This window comes from Mangrovicoccus sp. HB161399, from assembly GCF_013184745.1.
GTDB lineage: Bacteria > Pseudomonadota > Alphaproteobacteria > Rhodobacterales > Rhodobacteraceae > Mangrovicoccus.
Genome location: NZ_JAATVU010000009.1, coordinates 108,193 through 124,553 on the forward strand (window position 1 = coordinate 108,193; position 16,361 = coordinate 124,553).

A 16,361-nucleotide genomic window follows, 5' to 3' on the forward strand; every position below is an offset into this window, starting at 1 on the left:
TTCTTGTGGACCTCCGGGCACGGCTGCGTTTTAGTCGAATGCAGAAAGTGCCGGCGGAAGACCGGTCATCGGAAAGAACACCCCGCGCGGGCCGGAAGGTCAAGCCGCCGCGTCGCGTGCCGGGATGGCGTACATGGGAGGAAACATGCGACTGACCAAGTCATTGGCCAGTCCGGCAGCTGCGCTTGCGGCCATGCTGTCCGGACCGGCCGTTTTCGCGCAGGAAGCCCTCGGGCAGCTGGAGACCATCGGCAAGCCGCATCAGGGCGGCATCGGGTTCCAGCCCGCGGCGACCGAGCTGGCGCGCGACATCCACTGGCTCGACGGGTTCATCCTGGTGATCATCACCGTGATCGTGCTGCTGGTGACCGCGCTGATGGCTTGGGTGGTGATCCGCTACAACCACAGGTCCAACCCCAAGCCGGCGGGCTTCACCCACAATTCGCCGCTGGAAGTCGCCTGGACGATCGTGCCGATCCTGATCCTGGTCTTCATCGGCGCCTTCTCCCTGCCGATCCTGTTCAAGCAGCAGGAAATTCCCGATGGCGACATGACCATCAAGGTGACCGGCTACCAGTGGTTCTGGGGCTATGAATATGTCGACGAGGGATTCGGCTACGACAGCTTCCTGCTGCCGCGGGAACAGCTCGCGGAATACGGCTACAATGACGACGAATACCTTCTGGCGGTCGACTCTCCGCTGGTCCTGCCGGTGGGCAAGGTGATCGTGGTCCAGATCACGGGGGCGGACGTGATCCACTCCTGGGCGATGCCCTCCTTCGGAGTGAAGCAGGATGCAGTGCCGGGACGGCTTGCACAGGCCTGGTTCAAGATCGAAAAGGAGGGGGTCTATTTCGGCCAGTGCTCCGAACTCTGCGGCAAGGACCATGCCTTCATGCCGATCACCATCAAGGCGGTCAGCGAGGAGGCCTATGCGCAGTGGCTCGAAAGCGCTAAGGCGGAATATGCCGGCCTGCCGTCTTCCCTGAAGGTGGCTTCGGCCGATTGAACCTTGAGGGAGGCAACTTTGCGGGATCCGCGGCAGGCGGATCCTCATGGAAGGCTAGATGACTGATTCTGCTGTCATTACAAATGAGCGCGAAGCCGGTTTCGGCGACTACGTAGCCCTGTTGAAGCCGCGGGTGATGTCGCTTGTCGTCTTCACCGCGCTGGTCGGCCTGCTGGTCGCGCCGGTGCCCGTGCACCCCGTCGTCGGCTTCGCGGCGATCCTGTTCATCGCCATCGGCGGGGGCGCCTCGGGGGCGCTCAACATGTGGTGGGATGCCGATATCGACCGCATCATGACCCGCACGCAGCGCCGGCCGATTCCCTCGGGAAAGGTCGGATCCGAGGAGGCGCTGGCGCTGGGACTGGCGCTGTCGGGCCTGTCCGTGGTCATGCTGGGCCTCGCGGCCAACGTCATGGCCGGGGCGCTGCTGGCGTTCACGATCTTTTTCTATGTCGTGATCTACACGATGTGGCTGAAGCGCTGGACACCGCAGAACATCGTCATCGGCGGCGCCGCCGGGGCCTTCCCGCCGATGATCGGCTGGGCCGCGGCCACCGGCGGGATCTCGGTCGAGTCGGTGCTGATGTTCCTGCTGACCTTCATGTGGACGCCGCCCCATTTCTGGGCGCTCGCGCTCTTCATGAAGTCCGACTACAGCGAGGCCGGGGTGCCGATGCTGACCGTGACCCACGGCCATGACGCCACCCGCCGCCACATCCTGGCCTACACGGTGCTGCTCGCGCCGGTCGGCGTGGCGCTGGCCTTCACCTCGATCGGCGGCCCGGCGACCCTCGCCGCGGCGGTGGTGCTGAACCTGCTGTTCCTCAAGGGCGCCTGGGCGATCTTCCGGCGCAGCACGGAACAGGCGGTGGCCGACAGCTACGCAACCGAGAAGCGGGTCTTCAAGTTCTCGCTGCTCTATCTCTTCGCGATGTTCGGCGCGCTGCTGGCGGATGCCACGTTCCGCGCCCTCGGCTGGGGACTTCACATATGGCCATAACACGGCTGCATGAAATCCATGCGCGCCGCTTCGGGCGCAACCTTGGGGTCGGGCTCTGCCTTGCCTGCTTCGTGGCGCTGGTCTTCGGGCTGACCGTCGCGAAGGTGTCGGGCGGCGGCGCGACCCAGGCCTTCGACCACGTGGTCCGGCCGGAATTGGCACAGGGGCAGGGCGGATGAAGCTCGACGGCACCCGGAAGACGCTCGCTGCCACGATCGGCACGGTTCTCTTCATGGGGGCCATGGCCTGGGCCGCCGTGCCCTTCTACAGCTGGTTCTGCCGGGTGACCGGATTCGGCGGCGCCACCAGCGTCGCCGTGCAGGGCGCCGACCACGTTCTGGACCGGGAGGTGACGATCCGCTTCGACGCCTCCAAGGACCGCAACATGCCCTGGGAATTCAAGCCGCTCCAGCGCGAGATGAAGCTGAAGATCGGCGAGACCGGCATTGCCTTCTACGAGGCGACGAACCCGACCGACCGGACCATCGCCGGCTCCGCAACCTACAATGTCACGCCCTACGAGGCGGGCGGGTTCTTCACCAAGATCGACTGCTTCTGCTTCACCATGCAGGTGCTGAAGCCGGGCGAGACCGCGCAGATGCCGGTCACCTTCTATGTCGATCCGGAGATCGTGACCGACCGGGACGCGAAATTCGTCCACACGATCACGCTGTCCTACACGTTCTACGAAACCGATCTGCCCGAAGACCGTGCGGAGGCGGTCCCGGGCAGTGCTGCGGAGACGCCCAAGGGAGGATAAACCGAAATGGCGCATGCCAAGAACCATGACTACCACGTCCTGCCGCCTTCGATCTGGCCTTTCATCGGCGCGGTCGGGGCCTTCACGATGCTCTTCGGCGCGGTGCTGTGGATGCATGGCTCGATGCCCTGGATCTTCCTCGCGGGGCTGATCGCGGTGCTCTACACGATGTGGGGCTGGTGGGGCGACACCATCGCCGAGAATTTCGCGGGCGACCACACCCCGGTGGTGCAGATGAGCCTGCGCTACGGCTTCATCTTCTTCATCATGTCGGAGGTGATGTTCTTCGCGGCCTGGTTCTGGTCCTTCTTCAAGCATGCGATGTACCCGATGGGCCCGCAGAGCCCGCTGGTCGACGGCCAGTGGCCGCCCGCGGGGATCGAGACCTTCGACCCCTGGCACCTGCCGCTGATCAACACGCTGATCCTGCTCTGCTCGGGCTGCGCCGCCACCTGGGCGCACCATGCGCTGGTGCACGAGAACAACCGCAAGGACCTGCAGACCGGGCTGTTCATCGCCATCGTGCTGGGGGTGATGTTCACCGCCTTCCAGGCCTATGAATACAGCCATGCCGCCTTCGGGTTCGCCGGCAACATCTACGGCGCGAACTTCTTCATGGCGACGGGCTTCCACGGCGCGCACGTGATCATCGGCACGATCTTCCTGACCGTCTGCCTGATCCGGGCGACCCGCGGCCATTTCAGCCCCGAAAGCCATATCGGCTTCGAGGCGGCGGCCTGGTACTGGCACTTCGTCGACGTGGTCTGGCTGTTCCTCTTCGCGGCGGTCTACATCTGGGGATCGTCCTGAACCATTTGACGCCCGGGGCGCGGGTCCGCTTGCGCCGGGGCGGGATTTCGGACAAGAGCAGGGGCGCGGATCGGAGGATCCGCGCCCCTGCCGCGAGAGGAGGCCGTGCATGTCCAGGTATATCGCCCCGCTGCTGATCGGCGTGCTCGGCACCGCGATCCTCGTCGGGCTGGGCGTCTGGCAGGTGCACCGGCTGCAGTGGAAAGAGGCCCTTCTGGCCGAGATCGCCGCGCGCATGGAGCTCGATCCGGTCGCGCTGCCAGAGCATCCCGACCCGGCATCGGACCGGTTCCGTCCGGTGGCTCTGCATGGCCGCGTCGGCAGCGAGCTGGCGCTGGTCTTCATTCCCCAAGCGGGCGGCGGCGGCGTGCGCATGCGCCTCATCCGGCCGCTGGAGCTGGAGAACGGCCGCCGCGTGCTGCTGGAGATCGGCAATGCCGCACCGGAGGTTCTGGACCAGCTGGAGACGCTGCCGCGCTTTTCCGGCACCGGCATCCTCTACTGGCCGCAGGAGGTCGACCTGTTCACCCCCGGGCACGATGCGGGCACCAATGTCTGGTACGCGCGCGATCTCCCGGCAATGGCCGAGGAACTGGGGACCGAGCCGCTGCTGGTCATCGCCAGCGCCCGCGACCTGGGCAATCCGCTGATCCTGTCCTCGGAGCCCGATCCGTCGCGGATCGCGAACAATCATCTGCAATATGCCGTCACCTGGTTCGGTCTCGCGATCGTCTGGGCGGGCATGACCGTCCTATGGCTGGCCCGCATCCGCCGGCGGCGGTATCTGGAAAGGTAACGAAATGCGCTATGTCTCGACCCGCGGAAACGCGCCCGTCCTGAGCTTCGAAGAGGCGATGCTGACCGGTCTTGCGCGCGACGGCGGGCTCTACGTCCCCGAGGCCATCCCGTCCTTCAGCGAGGCGGAGATCGCCGCTCTGGCCGGGCTCTCCTACGAGGAGGCGGCCTTCCGCGTGATGCGCCCCTTCACCGGCGATGCCTTCACCGACGAGGAATTCCGCGGCATCATCGCCCGTGCCTACGAAGGCTTCGGCCATGCTGCCCGCGCGCCGCTGGTGCAGCTGGGCCCGAACCATTTCCTTTGCGAGCTGTTCCACGGGCCGACCCTGGCCTTCAAGGACTTCGCGATGCAGCTGATCGGCCAGATGTTCGAGACCGCGCTGAAGCGGCGCGGCGACCGCGTGACCATCGTCGGCGCGACGAGCGGTGACACCGGCTCGGCGGCGATCGAGGCCTTCGGCGGTCTCGACGCGGTCGATGTCTTCATCATGTACCCGCATGGCCGCGTCTCCGAGGTGCAGCGCCGCCAAATGACCACGCCGGCGGCAGCAAATGTCCATGCGCTGGCCGTGGAAGGCGATTTCGACGACTGCCAGGCGCGGCTGAAGGACATGTTCAACCATTTCGAGTTCCGCGACCGGGTGAAGCTGGCCGGGGTCAACTCGATCAACTGGGCGCGGGTTCTGGCGCAGGTCGTCTACTACTTCACCTCCGCCGTCAGCCTCGGCGCGCCCGCGCGCAAGGTCAGCTTCACCGTGCCGACGGGGAATTTCGGCGACATCTTCGCGGGCTACATCGCCAAGCGGATGGGGCTGCCGATCGACCGGCTGGTGATTGCCACCAACCAGAACGACATCCTGCACCGCACCATCGCCACCGGTCAGCACCGCAAGGAGGGCGTCACGCCCTCGATCAGCCCGTCGATGGACATCCAGGTCAGTTCCAACTTCGAGCGCGCGCTGTTCGACGCCTATGACCGCGACGGCGCCGCCGTGGCGCGGCTGATGGACGAACTGAAGTCAGAAGGCGGGTTCGAAATCAGCCAGGGCGTGCTCGACAGGCTGCGCGAGACTTTCTCCTCGGGCCGCGCCAGCGAGGAGGAGACAGCGACTCAGATCGCCGAAACCTTCGCCGCGACCGGCGAGGTCCTGTGCCCGCACAGCGCCGTCGGCGTGAAAGTGGCCCTGGAGAACCTCGATCCTGCCGTTCCGATGATCACCCTGGCCACCGCGCATCCGGCAAAGTTCCCCGATGCCGTCCATGCGGCGATTGGCATCCGCCCCCCCCTTCCCAAGCGCATGGCGGATCTTTATGACCGTTCCGAAAGGGTGCTGCCGGTTGCCAACGACCTGGCGGTGCTGGAGGAGACTATTGAAGGGTTGATTTCCGCGTGACTGTTCAGATCCACAGGCTGCCCAACGGGCTGCGCATCGTTACCGAGCACATGCCGGGCCTCAAGTCGGCATCGCTCGGATTGTGGATCAATGCCGGGGGGCGACACGAACGCCCCGAACAGAACGGCATTGCCCATTTCCTCGAACACATGGCGTTCAAGGGCACCAAGACCCGCAGTGCCCTGGAGATCGCCGAGGCGATCGAGGATGTCGGCGGCTACATCAACGCCTACACCTCGCGCGAGATGACCGCCTACTACACCCGCGTCCTCGAAGAGGACGTGCCGCTGGCGCTTGACGTGGTGTCCGACATCGTGCTGAACCCGCTGTTCGACCTGCGCGAGATCGAGGTGGAGCGCGGCGTGATCCTGCAGGAGATCGGCCAGGCGCTCGACACGCCGGACGACGTCGTCTTCGACTGGCTGCAGGAAGTGTCCTATCCCGGCCAGGCGCTCGGCCGCACCATCCTCGGCCCGGCCGAGCGGGTCGGCGCCTTTTCACGCGAGGATCTGTCGAAATTCGTGGCCGAGCGCTACGGCCCGGGACAGATGATCCTTTCGGCCGCCGGCGCGGTCGATCACGACAAGATCGTCAAGCAGGCCGAGTCACTGTTCGGCCATCTGAAATCCAGCTCCTTCGAGATCCCGGAACCGGCGAAATTCGCGGGCGGAGAGCGCCGCGAGCAGAAGACGCTGGAGCAGGTGCATTTCACGCTGGCCTTCGAAAGCCCCAGCTACCGCGATCCGGGCATCTACACCGCGCAGATCTTCGCCACCGCGCTCGGCGGCGGCATGTCCTCACGGCTGTTCCAGGAGATCCGGGAGAAGCGCGGCCTATGCTACTCGATCTTCGCCCAGGCGTCGGCCTACAGCGATACCGGCATGACCACGATCTATGCAGGCACCTCCGGCGAGCAGCTGGGCGAGCTCTGCGCGATCACCATGGACGAGATCCGCAAGTCCGTCGGCGGGCTGACCGAAGCCGAGATCTCGCGGGCGCGGGCGCAGATGAAGGCCGGGCTGCTGATGGGGCTGGAAAGCCCGTCGGCCCGGGCCGAACGGCTGGCCCGCGTTCTGTCGATCTGGGACCGCGTGCCGTCGATCGAGGAGACGATCGAGAATATCGAGGCGGTCGATGCGCAGCGGCTGAAGGATTTCGGCGCCGGACTGGTGACCAGCTCGCCGCTGGCGATGGCGGTCTACGGTCCCGCGGTCCAGGCTCCCCCGATCGAGGAGCTGAGGAGCCGTCTGGCCGCCTGAGGTCCCCGCCGATGATCGCACGCAAGCGCCGGGTCCGGCTCCTGTCCGAAAGGCTGCTGCTGAGGCCGCCGCAGCATTCGGATTTCAACGCCTGGACGGCGCTGCGCCGCGAAAGCCAGGCCTTCCTGGTCCCATGGGAGCCCACCTGGGCCCCGGACCACCTGACGCGGAAGGCCTTTACCAGCCGGGTCTACTGGGCGCAGCGGGTGATCGCCAACGGCACCGGCGTGCCGCTGTTCCTGATCCGGCAGGAGGACGAGGAACTGCTGGGCGCGATCACGCTCGACAACATCCGCCGCGGCCCCGCGCAGGACGGCACCATCGGCTACTGGATCGGCGAGCGCCATGCCCGGCAGGGCTACATGCGCGAGGCGATCCAGTCGCTGGTGCATCACAGCTTCCAGGTGATGGACCTGTCGCGGCTGCAGGCCGCCTGCCTGCCGGAGAACGCCGCCTCGCGGGGATTGCTGGAGTCCTGCGGGTTCAAATACGAGGGCGTCGCCCAGAGCTACCTGCAGATCAACGGCCGCTGGCGCAATCATGTGCTTTACGCCAATCTGCGCAGCGACCGGCGCGGCCGGACCGAGATCGGCGCCGTCTGACGCGAAAGTGACCCTGCACCGCTTCAAGCCCGCGTTACCCTCCGGTACAAACGGAGGGTTCCGCGATGCGCATTCTTGCCGCTTTCCTTGCCTGCCTGACCGCCGCGCCCGTCCTGGCCCAGGACGCGGACTGGCGCCCGAGCCACTGCATTTCGCTGGTCGAGAACGTGCCGGGGATGCGCGTCATCCCGGCGAGCCTGGCTGATCCGCTGGCCGAGTACACCGTGCAGATCGGCTATATCGCCCATTCGATGTTCGTCATCCGCGACACCGAAGAGCACACGATCGTCACGGATTACGCCGGCTATCTCGGCGATGCCGGGTTCTTCCCCGAGGTGGCGACGATGAACAAGGGCCATACCAGCCACTGGACGGCCCAGCCCGATCCGCGCATTCCGCATGTGCTTCCCGGCTGGACAGCGGATGGCAGCCCGGCGGACCACTACCTGCAGCTCGGCAACCTGCTGGTCCGCTCGGTCTCCACCGACATCCGCGGCTATGGCGGGGCCGAGGCCAACGGCAATTCGATCTTCGTCTTCGAGACCGAGGGGCTCTGCATCGGCCATATGGGCCATCTCCATCACGAGCCCACCGATGCGCAATACGCCGCACTGGGGCGGCTCGACGTGGTGATGGTCCCCGTGGACGGCGGCATGACGCTGGACCTGCCGACGATGATCGGCGTGGTGAAGCGGTTGCGATCCTCGGTCGTGCTGCCGATGCACTGGTTCTCGGGCCGCTCGCTGGAGATCTTCCTTGCGGGCGTCGCCGACGAGTTCGCGGTGGACCGGCGGGAGGAAAGCTTTATGCAGGTTTCACTGAACACCCTGCCGCCGCGGCCAACTGTCGTGGTGCTGCAACCGCGGCTGATCCGATATGACGACTGACACGCTAGACGACCTTTCCGCACTCTCCGCCGCCCTGCCGGGCATCGACCTGGTCCCGGTGCCGCAAGCCTATCTGGAAGAGCCGCGCGGCCGCTTCCACGGCCGGGCCGTGGCGCTCGCCCGGCCGCGCTCGGCGGAAGAGGTGGCGCAGATCGTCCGCCACGCGGCCTCCGCCGGCCTGCCGCTGATCCCCTATGGCGGCGGCACCGGGCTGGTTTCGGGGCAGGTGGCGCCCACGGGGGCGGTGCCGCTGCTGGTGTCGCTCGAACGGATGACCGCGATCCGCGAGGTCCATGCCGACGAGGCGCTGATGACGGTGGAGGCCGGGGCAATCCTGCAAACCGTCCAGGAGGCGGCGGAAGCGGCCGGGATGCTGTTCCCGCTGACGCTGGCCTCGCAGGGCTCGGCCCGGATCGGCGGGCTCCTGTCGGTGAATGCGGGCGGCGTGAACGTGCTGCGCTACGGCAATGCCCGCGACCTCTGCCTCGGGATAGAGGCCGTGCTGCCGGACGGCTCGGTGTTCCACGGGCTGAAGCGGCTCTACAAGGACAATACCGGCTACGACCTGCGCAACCTTCTGATCGGCGCCGAGGGCACGCTCGGCATCATCACAGCCGCCACGCTGAAGCTCTTCCCGCGCCCGGCCAGCCACGCCACCGGGTTCTTCGTCGTGGAGAGCCCCGAGGCGGCGCTGCGCCTGCTGTCGGCGGCACGCAACCAGCTGGCCGAGCAGGTCTCGGCTTTCGAGCTGATCTCGGGGCAGGGGCTGCGCTTCCTCGAGGCCGAGCTGCCCGACCTGCGCAGGCCGTTCGCGGAGGTGCCGGACTGGACGGTGCTGATCGATCTCGGACTTGCCGCGGGAATCGACGGGACGGAGGCGCTGGAGACGCTCTTCGCCACCGGCGCCGAAGAGGGCTGGGTCAGCGACGGCGTGATCGCCGCCTCCGAGGCGCAGCGCCAGGAGTTCTGGGCGGTGCGCGAACATATCCCCGAAGCCAACCGCCGGATCGGCTCTGTCTCCTCGCATGACATCTCGGTGCCGATCTCGCGCATCCCCGCCTTCATCGAGGAGGGCCGCGCGCTGATCGCCACGCTCGGCGACGGCTCGATGCGGCTGAACTGCTTCGGCCATCTGGGCGACGGAAACCTGCATTACAACGTCTTCCCCGGCGAAGGCCGCAAGCGCGCCGAATACGAATCCCTGCGCGGCGCGGTGAAGCGCACCATCCACGACCTCGTGCATGCCTATGGCGGGTCCGTCTCGGCCGAGCACGGCATCGGCCGGCTGAAAGTCGAGGATTTGGAACGCTACGGCGACCCGGCCAAGCTGGCGGCGATGCGGGCGATCAAGGCGGCGCTCGATCCGGCGGGAATCATGAATCCGGGCGCGGTGATCAGGACTTCGTGAAGGTTGGGAAATTATGACTTACACGCAAAAGTTGAGTAAGTTAACTTTGCGTTAATTACCAAGCCACGAGGCGTCATCAGGCAATCCATTTTTTCAGCGGGCAGCGCTAGAAAAGGAATTTTGCCATGAAGACATTTCTCGTCCTTGCCGTTCTTGCGTCCTCCGTCTCGCTGGCCCTGCCGGCCGGGGCCGTCAGCTGCCCGAGCTCGCACACCCCGTGCGGCAACGTCTGCTGCCCGAAATAGGAGGATGACATGTTCGGACGCATTGTCTGCTTCGCGGGCGCATTCGTGCTGGTGCTTGCCTGCTCCTTCGCCTTCAAGACCCTTGCCGGCGTCACGCTGGAAGACCTCGCCGCCCAGATGGACATGAATCTCGGGCTGGCGCAGGGCAGCGGCGGCGTCTCGGCGGGCGACATCTACTGGGTGTCCGCCGACGGCACGCGCCGGGACCGGCTGTGCAGCATGGCGCTGCACGAAACCTATGTGGAGCGCAGGCCGGTCGACATGACCTTCACCAACGAGATCGGCGCCTCGATCCCGCTCGTCGGCAGCATGTTCGACTATGTCGACCTTGCCGCTGACGGCGATCACAGGGGAAACCTGCGGATCGGGGGATTCGTGGTGCGCATGCGCTTCCAGGCGGAACAGACCGAGCTGGAGGAAGGCGCGCCGCAGGGGGCGCCCGATTACTGCGAGGAGTCCATGGTCCGCCGCGCCGCGCGGGGCGACCTCATCTGCATCGTCAAGTTCTCGCTGATCCCGGAATACAACAAGTTCTTCACTGCCTACCGGTTCAACTCCAACCAGATCCTCATTCCCGGGGAAACCTTCCGGAAATACGGGCTGGAGGCGACGCGGCGCACCGACGTGATCGGCCAGAAGGACTGTCCGCGGGAATCGGCCCGGAGCTGGGACGTGGCGCTGCGGGAGTCGCTGAGCATCCTGTCGGTCGAGGTGTCCGAGGTGGAAAAGGTGGCGGCCACGGTCCGGTGACCGCGGCTCAGAGCCCCTCGAACTCCACCAGCGTGTGGACCTTCATGCCGAGCGCCTCCAGCCGCCTGCGCCCGCCCAGTTCGGGCAGGTCGACGACGAAGGCGCAGCCCGCGATCTGCCCGCCGAGGCGCTCGATCAGCTTGATCCCCGCCTCGGCGGTGCCGCCTGTGGCCAGAAGGTCGTCGACGATCAGAACGGTCTGGCCCGGCTGGATCGCGTCGGTGTGGATCTCCACCGACGCGGTGCCGTATTCCAGCTGGTAGTCCTGCGCATAGGTGGCGGCCGGCAGCTTCCCGGCCTTGCGGACCGGGACGAAACCGCAGCTCAGCTGGTGCGCGACCGCGCCGCCCAGGATGAAGCCGCGCGCCTCCAGCCCCACCACCGCATCGATCCGCGCCCCGGCATAGGGCGTCAGCAGCCGGTCGATCGCCATGCGGAACCCGGCCGGATGGGCGAAGAGCGTGGTCACGTCGCGGAACAGGATCCCCTCGTGCGGGAAATCCGGGATGGTGCGGATGTACTGCTTGAGATCGTCCAAGGCGCGGGCTCCCGGCTGGATCAGGCGTTGAGGACGCGGCCCGCCACGGCGTCGAGCCGGGACAGCAGCCCGGGGTCGCGCTTTTCGGGGGCGGTCAGGATGGCGTATTCCAGCGCGCGGTCGCAGCCATGCGGGCAGGGCGCGCGGTCCGGGCCCAGCAGCTTCGGCAGCCGCGACACCAGCCCCTTGGCCTTCGAGGCGTTGCCGGTCAGCGTGCGGATGATGTCGGTGATGTCGACAGCGCCGTGATCCTCGTGCCAGCTGTCGTAGTCGGTGATCATCGCGACGGAGGCATAGCAGAGCTCGGCCTCGCGGGCGAGCTTGGCCTCGGGCATGTTGGTCATGCCGATCACGTCGCAGCCCCAGACCTCGCGGTACATCCTCGATTCCGCCAGCGTGCTGAACTGCGGGCCTTCCATCGCCAGATAGGTGCCGCCCCTATGGACGGTGATGCCCTCGGCCGTGGCAGCCTCGAAACAGGCGTCGCCCAGGCGCGGGCAGGTCGGATGCGCGACCGAGACATGCGCGGCGCAGCCCTCGCCGAAGAACGATTTCTCGCGCGCGAAGGTGCGGTCGATGAACTGGTCGATGACGACGAATTCGCCCGGCGCCATTTCCTCGCGGAACGAGCCGCAGGCCGAGACGCTGATCACGTCGGTGACGCCCAGCCGCTTCAGCGCGTCGATATTGGCGCGGTAGGGCACCGAGGAGGGCGAATGGACATGGCCGCGGCCGTGGCGCGGCAGGAAAGCCATCTTCACCCCGTCGAGCCGCCCGGTCAGGACCGCGTCCGAGGGCGTGCCCCAGGGCGAGGCGACCTCGGTCCAGGCCGCGTCCTCGATGCCGTCGATGTCATAGACGCCGCTGCCGCCGATTACGCCGATGCAGGTTTCCGTCATGCTCCGGTCCTCTTTCCGTGCTTGCCGGTCCATGGGTGGCAGAGGGGCGCGCGGCGCTCAAGCCCAACTGCCCGGAGGGACCGGCGTAAACTGACGCAGGCGGCGCGCGGGCGACGATTCACGCCGGAATCACGCGGGGGGACGAAAACCGGGGCAGAGTTGACCAAGGGGGAACGACCATGAAAATGAGAACGCAAGCCGAACTCGTCGCCCAGGTGTCCGGGATCAGCGAGCTGGTGCTGGTGCGCTCGGATCCGCCGGCGCTTTTCGTCCGGGCCTCGGGCCGCGTGCCCACGTCGGGCCGGGGCAATGCGGTGCTGGTGGCGCGGATCCATGCCGTGCCGCCCGCGGACGGCATCCAGGACTTCGACTTCCTCGCCGATCCGCCGCATGATGCAGTGCTGCAGGTCGAGACCGAGCTGTCGGGCGAATGCCTGCTCCACGGCCTGCCCGGCTGGGCGAAGGGCGTCCGGGTGACGGCGGCGCGCAACCAGATCGTCCATCTCTTCCCCGAGCGCGCGGCGGCGATCGCCGGGGAAGTGCCGGAACCGGCGGCTGTCCCGGCAATGCCGTCCCACGCCATGCCGCCGCATCTTCACGGCCCGGCCGAACCGCTGCTGGTCGAGTCCTTCGAGGGCTTCGCGCTGGAGGACGGCCCGCAGGGGCGCAGCATGGACTTCCTGCTGGCTGCCATGTCCTTTCCCGAGGCGCAGTCGCGCCCGGAGATGCGCGGCATCGCGGCGGACCCGGTGTCCGGCCGCTGCCTGCTGACGGCCGAGGTTCCGGTGCTCTACCGCCGCACGGTCCGCCGCCGCCTGCTGGCGCGGGTCCATTGCGGACCGGGCGCCGAGCTGCGCGAGGCCGTGCGGTCCGGGATCGAAGGGGCGGTGCGCGCCGGGACGGCGCTCGGCGTCCTTGCGGGCGGCGACCTTGCCACGGGGGCCGCGGCGCTGCAGGCGCGGCTGAAGACAGGGCTGGCGCTGGCCTTCGGGTGCGACTTCCCCGAGATCCATGTCGAGTTGCGGCGCGAGGCGGTGCCCGGCCCGTGGAAGCGCCTCTGACGACATGTCTTCGCTTGCGGCGGCCCGGAAGCCGCCGCCATGCGCGGGAGCGGCCTAAGCCGGTTCCCGCTGCGCTCCGGCCTGGAGGGCGGACAGGGCAGGACCGGCCTCGCCCGACAGGTAGACGGTCTGCGACGGGAAGGCGAAATCCGTGCCGCAGTCCTGCACGATGCCAAAGATATCGAGGAACAGTCGCTCCCGGATCGCCAGGAACTCGTCGAAGTCCACGGTCATGATGTAGATGCGGACATTCACGTTCAGCGCGCTTTCGCCGTAGCCGGTGAAGCGCACGCGCAGGGTCGCGGGCTCGACGGAAGGCTCTGCCGCAAGGTGGGCGCGGATCCGGTCGATGACGGTGCGCATCGCATCGGCGCCGGTGTCGTAGCGCAGGCCCAGCGTCTCGTCGATCAGCAGCCGGTCGCGCTTGGAGAAGTTGATGATCTGCATGTCCGCGAATTGCGCGTTCGGCACCGAGATCAGCGTGCGGTCGAGCGCCCGGATCCGCGTCGAGCGGATGCCGATCACCTCCACCGTGCCCATCTGGCCGCCGAAGCAGCAGAAGTCTCCGACCCGCACGGGACGGTCGACATAGAGCATCACACCGCCAACCAGGTTCTCCAGAGTGGGGCGCAGCGCCAGGGCGACGGCCAGGCCGCCGATGCCGAGACCGGCCAGGACGCTGGCGATCGGCAGGCCGATGGCCTGGCCGCCGAAGGCCAGGATGATCGTCGCGCCGACGATGCCGATTAGCCCCGACAGCAGCCGCAGCAGGTTCGCGTCGAGGCTTTCATCGGGGATGCGCGGCGACAGGATCAGCCACTCCGCGGCCATCCGCACGGCAATGGCGAAAAGCCAGGCCAGCGCGATGTGGAGGACCACGCCGAAGGCCTTGCCGGCATATTCGGCGAAATCGCCGGCAAGGTTGATCTGGAACATCGCGAAGGGCAGCAGCCAGACCGCCAGGGCCGCCAGCGCGAGCGGGACCAGCGCCTTGACGGCGAGGCCGAGCACCCGGTGGCTGACAGGACGGGCGGAAACCGCACGGTGCAGCTGCGCCACCGCGACGATCCCGATGGCGGTGACGATCCCGAAGGCCAGAACCTTCCAAGCGGGCGTTCCCAGCCAGAGCGTCCGCAGCGACGGCGGGATGGCGGCGAGGACGCCGGGCGGGACGAGCGGACCGGTGAGCTGCGGCGAGAAGCTGGCGAAGCTCTCGATCGGCAGTGCGGTCCGGAGCGGCAGGTAGCGGATGCTGCGGTAGAAGCGCGGCGCGGACTGCACCGTCTGGCCGCTGAACAGGTACTCGCCCTCGCGGTCGCCGTCCTCCATCAGCACGATCCGCAGCGGCGTGCCGGGGATGCGGACGTTGCGCGCTTCCTCGCTTTCCAGCCCGGACGTGTCCGGCAGGGCCGACAGGTCGGGTGCCGGGAGGCGGCCGAAAATGTCCATCAGGTAGACGCCGGTCTCGATCCCGGTCTCGCGGCGGGCCACCGGCGGGACGAGTTCCAGATCCTGCAGCGCCACCATCTGGTCGGAGAGCAGCGCCAGCCCGTGCGCCCCGGCCAGCGACGGCGCTGCGAGATAGGCCAGCAGCTGCCGCTCCATCTCGTCGCGCAGCTCCAGGAAGGATTGCAGCGTGTCGCGGGGGCTGTCGGTCCGCACCAGCAAGGCGGGGCCGGGATCCTCCGCGGCGGCGTCCTGCGCCCGGGCGGGGCCGCTGCCGGAGGCCGCTAAGACTGCGAGCAGAAGGATGGCTGCCAAGGCGGCTGCGGAAATCCGGGCGCCAAGTCCTGTTCCGGCAGTGAAACGTCTTTTCCGCGGCGGGGAAACCAACATGCGCCGCTCCTTTGAACTGTTTCCTGAATATCTTGATTTGATCGATTGATCGCCGGGACCGGCAAGTCAAGGTTCCGAATTGACGCTTGCCCGGCCGCGGACCTGCCGGCGCGGGTCCGGCGCATGCGGAGAGCGGCTAGCCGACAGTTTCAGCGAAGTCGGACATGACCGAACGTTCCCATTCCGCACCCTCGGGGGAGTTGTAGGATGCGATGCCCGACCACTGATAGCCGGCGGGATAGGGGCGGCTGATGACCTGCACCTCTGGGGCGATCCGGTGGATGCCCGGCGGCAGCTTGTCCCGCTCGAAATCCATCAGGATCAGCCGCGGGCTGGCGGCGCCGGCATCGGCGATCGCCTGCAGCAGCCGGCCGATCTGCCCGGCGCTGCGTTCGGGGCGGAAATTGATCCAGCGGCTCATGACATGGATGGCGCCCGGACGGCTGCTGGCGGCGTGGAAGGCCCCGATCAGCTCCGCCTGGTGGGCGCGGAACCGGGCGAAGCCGTCTGCAGTCCAGATCTCGCCGCGATGGTGGTTCCAGGTGACGCCATGGGTATCGTCGACGACCAGCGGCTGCTGGCTGGCGGCATGGATCCGGGTCGAGAGGTTTTCCGGCTGGGCATAGAGCGCGAAGCGGCTCTCGAGAAGCTCCAGCAGGTGCGGCATGCGGTGGAGCCCGAGGCAGAAGGGATTGAGATCGCTCAGGGAATCGCGGAACCCCCAGCGGTTGAGGATGACCCAGGGATGGCATTCGCAGCCCATGCTGACATAGGTTCCGCGGCTGAGCGCGGCAGCATGGGTTTCGCGGAAGCGCTGCCGTTCCGCCGCCGCTCCGCCGATGCGCGCGGCCAGCCCGCCAAGCGTATCTGGCCCGATGGCGGTCTGCTCGGCATATTCCATCAGCCAGCGCTGGAAATTCACGTGCGGGACCGGGCCGTCGATCTCCTCCAGCGCCGCGATGTGGCTGCGGCAGGCGGCGGCGAGGCCGTCCCAGTCGTGTGCGGCCGCCAGTGCATGAAGCTCGGCCAGGGCCGTGCCCAAATCCGGGTTGTCCAGTCGCACTGCCATTTGCTTCTGCCCTCCAGGCACATCATGGCGCCCGGC

Annotated in this window: 18 protein-coding genes; 14 read left to right on the plus strand and 4 right to left on the minus strand. The window is 67.4% G+C overall.

Annotated elements, in window-relative coordinates; all coding sequences use genetic code 11:
- Window positions 1-145: 145 nt before the first annotated feature.
- The 12 genes from coxB (at window position 146) to HCC78_RS07310 (ending at window position 10,922) form a co-directional block, all read left to right on the plus strand.
- Window positions 146-1,009 (plus strand): cytochrome c oxidase subunit II, encoded by an 864-nt coding sequence (gene coxB, locus HCC78_RS07255; RefSeq protein WP_172328083.1) that lies wholly within the window; start codon window positions 146-148, stop codon window positions 1,007-1,009.
- Between the two features lie 58 nt (window positions 1,010-1,067).
- Window positions 1,068-2,009: a heme o synthase gene (cyoE, locus tag HCC78_RS07260; protein ID WP_172328084.1), complete on the plus strand. Its 942-nt coding sequence runs from the start codon at window positions 1,068-1,070 to the stop codon at window positions 2,007-2,009.
- Window positions 2,000-2,188 carry a hypothetical protein gene (locus tag HCC78_RS07265; protein ID WP_172328085.1) on the plus strand — a complete coding sequence of 63 codons (189 nt, stop codon included), beginning with the start codon at window positions 2,000-2,002 and terminating at the stop codon, window positions 2,186-2,188. The genes cyoE and HCC78_RS07265 overlap by 10 nt, the downstream gene beginning before the upstream one ends.
- Window positions 2,185-2,769 carry a cytochrome c oxidase assembly protein gene (locus tag HCC78_RS07270; protein ID WP_172328086.1) on the plus strand — a complete coding sequence of 195 codons (585 nt, stop codon included), beginning with the start codon at window positions 2,185-2,187 and terminating at the stop codon, window positions 2,767-2,769. The genes HCC78_RS07265 and HCC78_RS07270 overlap by 4 nt, the downstream gene beginning before the upstream one ends.
- Before the next feature lie 6 nt (window positions 2,770-2,775).
- Window positions 2,776-3,579 (plus strand): cytochrome c oxidase subunit 3, encoded by an 804-nt coding sequence (locus tag HCC78_RS07275; RefSeq protein ID WP_172328087.1) that lies wholly within the window; start codon window positions 2,776-2,778, stop codon window positions 3,577-3,579.
- A 109-nt stretch (window positions 3,580-3,688) separates the two neighbouring features.
- Window positions 3,689-4,375, plus strand: coding sequence for an SURF1 family protein (locus HCC78_RS07280; protein ID WP_172328088.1), 687 nt, complete (start codon window positions 3,689-3,691; stop codon window positions 4,373-4,375).
- A gap of 4 nt (window positions 4,376-4,379) precedes the next feature.
- Window positions 4,380-5,771 carry a threonine synthase gene (thrC, locus tag HCC78_RS07285; RefSeq protein ID WP_172328089.1) on the plus strand — a complete coding sequence of 464 codons (1,392 nt, stop codon included), beginning with the start codon at window positions 4,380-4,382 and terminating at the stop codon, window positions 5,769-5,771.
- Window positions 5,768-7,030, plus strand: a complete 1,263-nt coding sequence (locus HCC78_RS07290; protein WP_172328090.1) for an insulinase family protein — start codon at window positions 5,768-5,770, stop codon at window positions 7,028-7,030. Before thrC ends, HCC78_RS07290 begins: the two co-directional genes overlap by 4 nt.
- 11 nt (window positions 7,031-7,041) lie before the next feature.
- Window positions 7,042-7,632, plus strand: coding sequence for a GNAT family N-acetyltransferase (locus HCC78_RS07295; protein ID WP_172328091.1), 591 nt, complete (start codon window positions 7,042-7,044; stop codon window positions 7,630-7,632).
- 65 nt (window positions 7,633-7,697) lie between these two features.
- Window positions 7,698-8,519, plus strand: coding sequence for an MBL fold metallo-hydrolase (locus tag HCC78_RS07300; RefSeq protein WP_172328092.1), 822 nt, complete (start codon window positions 7,698-7,700; stop codon window positions 8,517-8,519).
- A complete protein-coding gene (locus tag HCC78_RS07305; protein WP_172328093.1) occupies window positions 8,509-9,927 on the plus strand; it encodes an FAD-binding oxidoreductase in 1,419 nt (472 codons plus the stop codon). The genes HCC78_RS07300 and HCC78_RS07305 overlap by 11 nt, the downstream gene beginning before the upstream one ends.
- Window positions 9,928-10,181: 254 nt before the next feature.
- Window positions 10,182-10,922 carry a hypothetical protein gene (locus HCC78_RS07310; protein ID WP_172328094.1) on the plus strand — a complete coding sequence of 247 codons (741 nt, stop codon included), beginning with the start codon at window positions 10,182-10,184 and terminating at the stop codon, window positions 10,920-10,922.
- 7 nt (window positions 10,923-10,929) lie between these two features.
- Here HCC78_RS07310 and HCC78_RS07315 read toward each other — a convergent pair whose 3' ends face one another.
- Together HCC78_RS07315 and HCC78_RS07320 are read right to left on the minus strand one after the other, a co-directional pair.
- The gene (locus HCC78_RS07315) at window positions 10,930-11,460 is read right to left on the minus strand and encodes an adenine phosphoribosyltransferase (RefSeq protein WP_172328095.1); all 531 of its coding nucleotides are present in this window, start codon (window positions 11,458-11,460) and stop codon (window positions 10,930-10,932) included.
- A 20-nt stretch (window positions 11,461-11,480) separates the two neighbouring features.
- Entirely contained in the window at window positions 11,481-12,359 is an 879-nt protein-coding gene (locus HCC78_RS07320) for an S-methyl-5'-thioadenosine phosphorylase (protein ID WP_172328096.1), read from the minus strand.
- A 179-nt stretch (window positions 12,360-12,538) separates the two neighbouring features.
- Here HCC78_RS07320 and HCC78_RS07325 point away from each other — a divergent pair, with 179 nt between their 5' ends.
- Window positions 12,539-13,420: a hypothetical protein gene (locus HCC78_RS07325; RefSeq protein ID WP_172328097.1), complete on the plus strand. Its 882-nt coding sequence runs from the start codon at window positions 12,539-12,541 to the stop codon at window positions 13,418-13,420.
- Between the two features lie 54 nt (window positions 13,421-13,474).
- Here the strand turns inward: HCC78_RS07325 and HCC78_RS07330 are convergent, their stop codons facing one another.
- Complete coding sequence (locus tag HCC78_RS07330; protein WP_371743792.1) at window positions 13,475-15,082, minus strand: mechanosensitive ion channel family protein; 1,608 nt, start codon at window positions 15,080-15,082, stop codon at window positions 13,475-13,477.
- A gap of 88 nt (window positions 15,083-15,170) precedes the next feature.
- On the opposite strand from HCC78_RS07330, the gene HCC78_RS34445 reads away from it, so the two are divergent.
- Complete coding sequence (locus tag HCC78_RS34445) at window positions 15,171-15,305, plus strand: hypothetical protein (RefSeq protein ID WP_256368218.1); 135 nt, start codon at window positions 15,171-15,173, stop codon at window positions 15,303-15,305.
- Window positions 15,306-15,392: 87 nt separating this feature from the next.
- On the opposite strand, the gene HCC78_RS07335 is transcribed toward HCC78_RS34445, so the two are convergent.
- Window positions 15,393-16,325, minus strand: a complete 933-nt coding sequence (locus HCC78_RS07335; protein WP_172328099.1) for a DUF1796 family putative cysteine peptidase — start codon at window positions 16,323-16,325, stop codon at window positions 15,393-15,395.
- Window positions 16,326-16,361 lie beyond the last annotated feature (36 nt).

Coding starts and splice junctions, on each gene's coding strand:
- thrC (WP_172328089.1), top strand. CDS start 4,380: ATGCGCTATGTCTCGACCCGCGGAAACGCGCCCGTCCTGAGCTTCGAA.
- HCC78_RS07325 (WP_172328097.1), top strand. CDS start 12,539: ATGAAAATGAGAACGCAAGCCGAACTCGTCGCCCAGGTGTCCGGGATC.
- HCC78_RS34445 (WP_256368218.1), top strand. CDS start 15,171: ATGGCTGCCAAGGCGGCTGCGGAAATCCGGGCGCCAAGTCCTGTTCCG.
- HCC78_RS07320 (WP_172328096.1), bottom strand. CDS start 12,359: ATGACGGAAACCTGCATCGGCGTAATCGGCGGCAGCGGCGTCTATGAC.
- HCC78_RS07310 (WP_172328094.1), top strand. CDS start 10,182: ATGTTCGGACGCATTGTCTGCTTCGCGGGCGCATTCGTGCTGGTGCTT.
- HCC78_RS07300 (WP_172328092.1), top strand. CDS start 7,698: ATGCGCATTCTTGCCGCTTTCCTTGCCTGCCTGACCGCCGCGCCCGTC.
- coxB (WP_172328083.1), top strand. CDS start 146: ATGCGACTGACCAAGTCATTGGCCAGTCCGGCAGCTGCGCTTGCGGCC.
- HCC78_RS07270 (WP_172328086.1), top strand. CDS start 2,185: ATGAAGCTCGACGGCACCCGGAAGACGCTCGCTGCCACGATCGGCACG.
- HCC78_RS07275 (WP_172328087.1), top strand. CDS start 2,776: ATGGCGCATGCCAAGAACCATGACTACCACGTCCTGCCGCCTTCGATC.
- cyoE (WP_172328084.1), top strand. CDS start 1,068: ATGACTGATTCTGCTGTCATTACAAATGAGCGCGAAGCCGGTTTCGGC.
- HCC78_RS07295 (WP_172328091.1), top strand. CDS start 7,042: ATGATCGCACGCAAGCGCCGGGTCCGGCTCCTGTCCGAAAGGCTGCTG.
- HCC78_RS07305 (WP_172328093.1), top strand. CDS start 8,509: ATGACGACTGACACGCTAGACGACCTTTCCGCACTCTCCGCCGCCCTG.
- HCC78_RS07280 (WP_172328088.1), top strand. CDS start 3,689: ATGTCCAGGTATATCGCCCCGCTGCTGATCGGCGTGCTCGGCACCGCG.
- HCC78_RS07335 (WP_172328099.1), bottom strand. CDS start 16,325: ATGGCAGTGCGACTGGACAACCCGGATTTGGGCACGGCCCTGGCCGAG.
- HCC78_RS07265 (WP_172328085.1), top strand. CDS start 2,000: ATGGCCATAACACGGCTGCATGAAATCCATGCGCGCCGCTTCGGGCGC.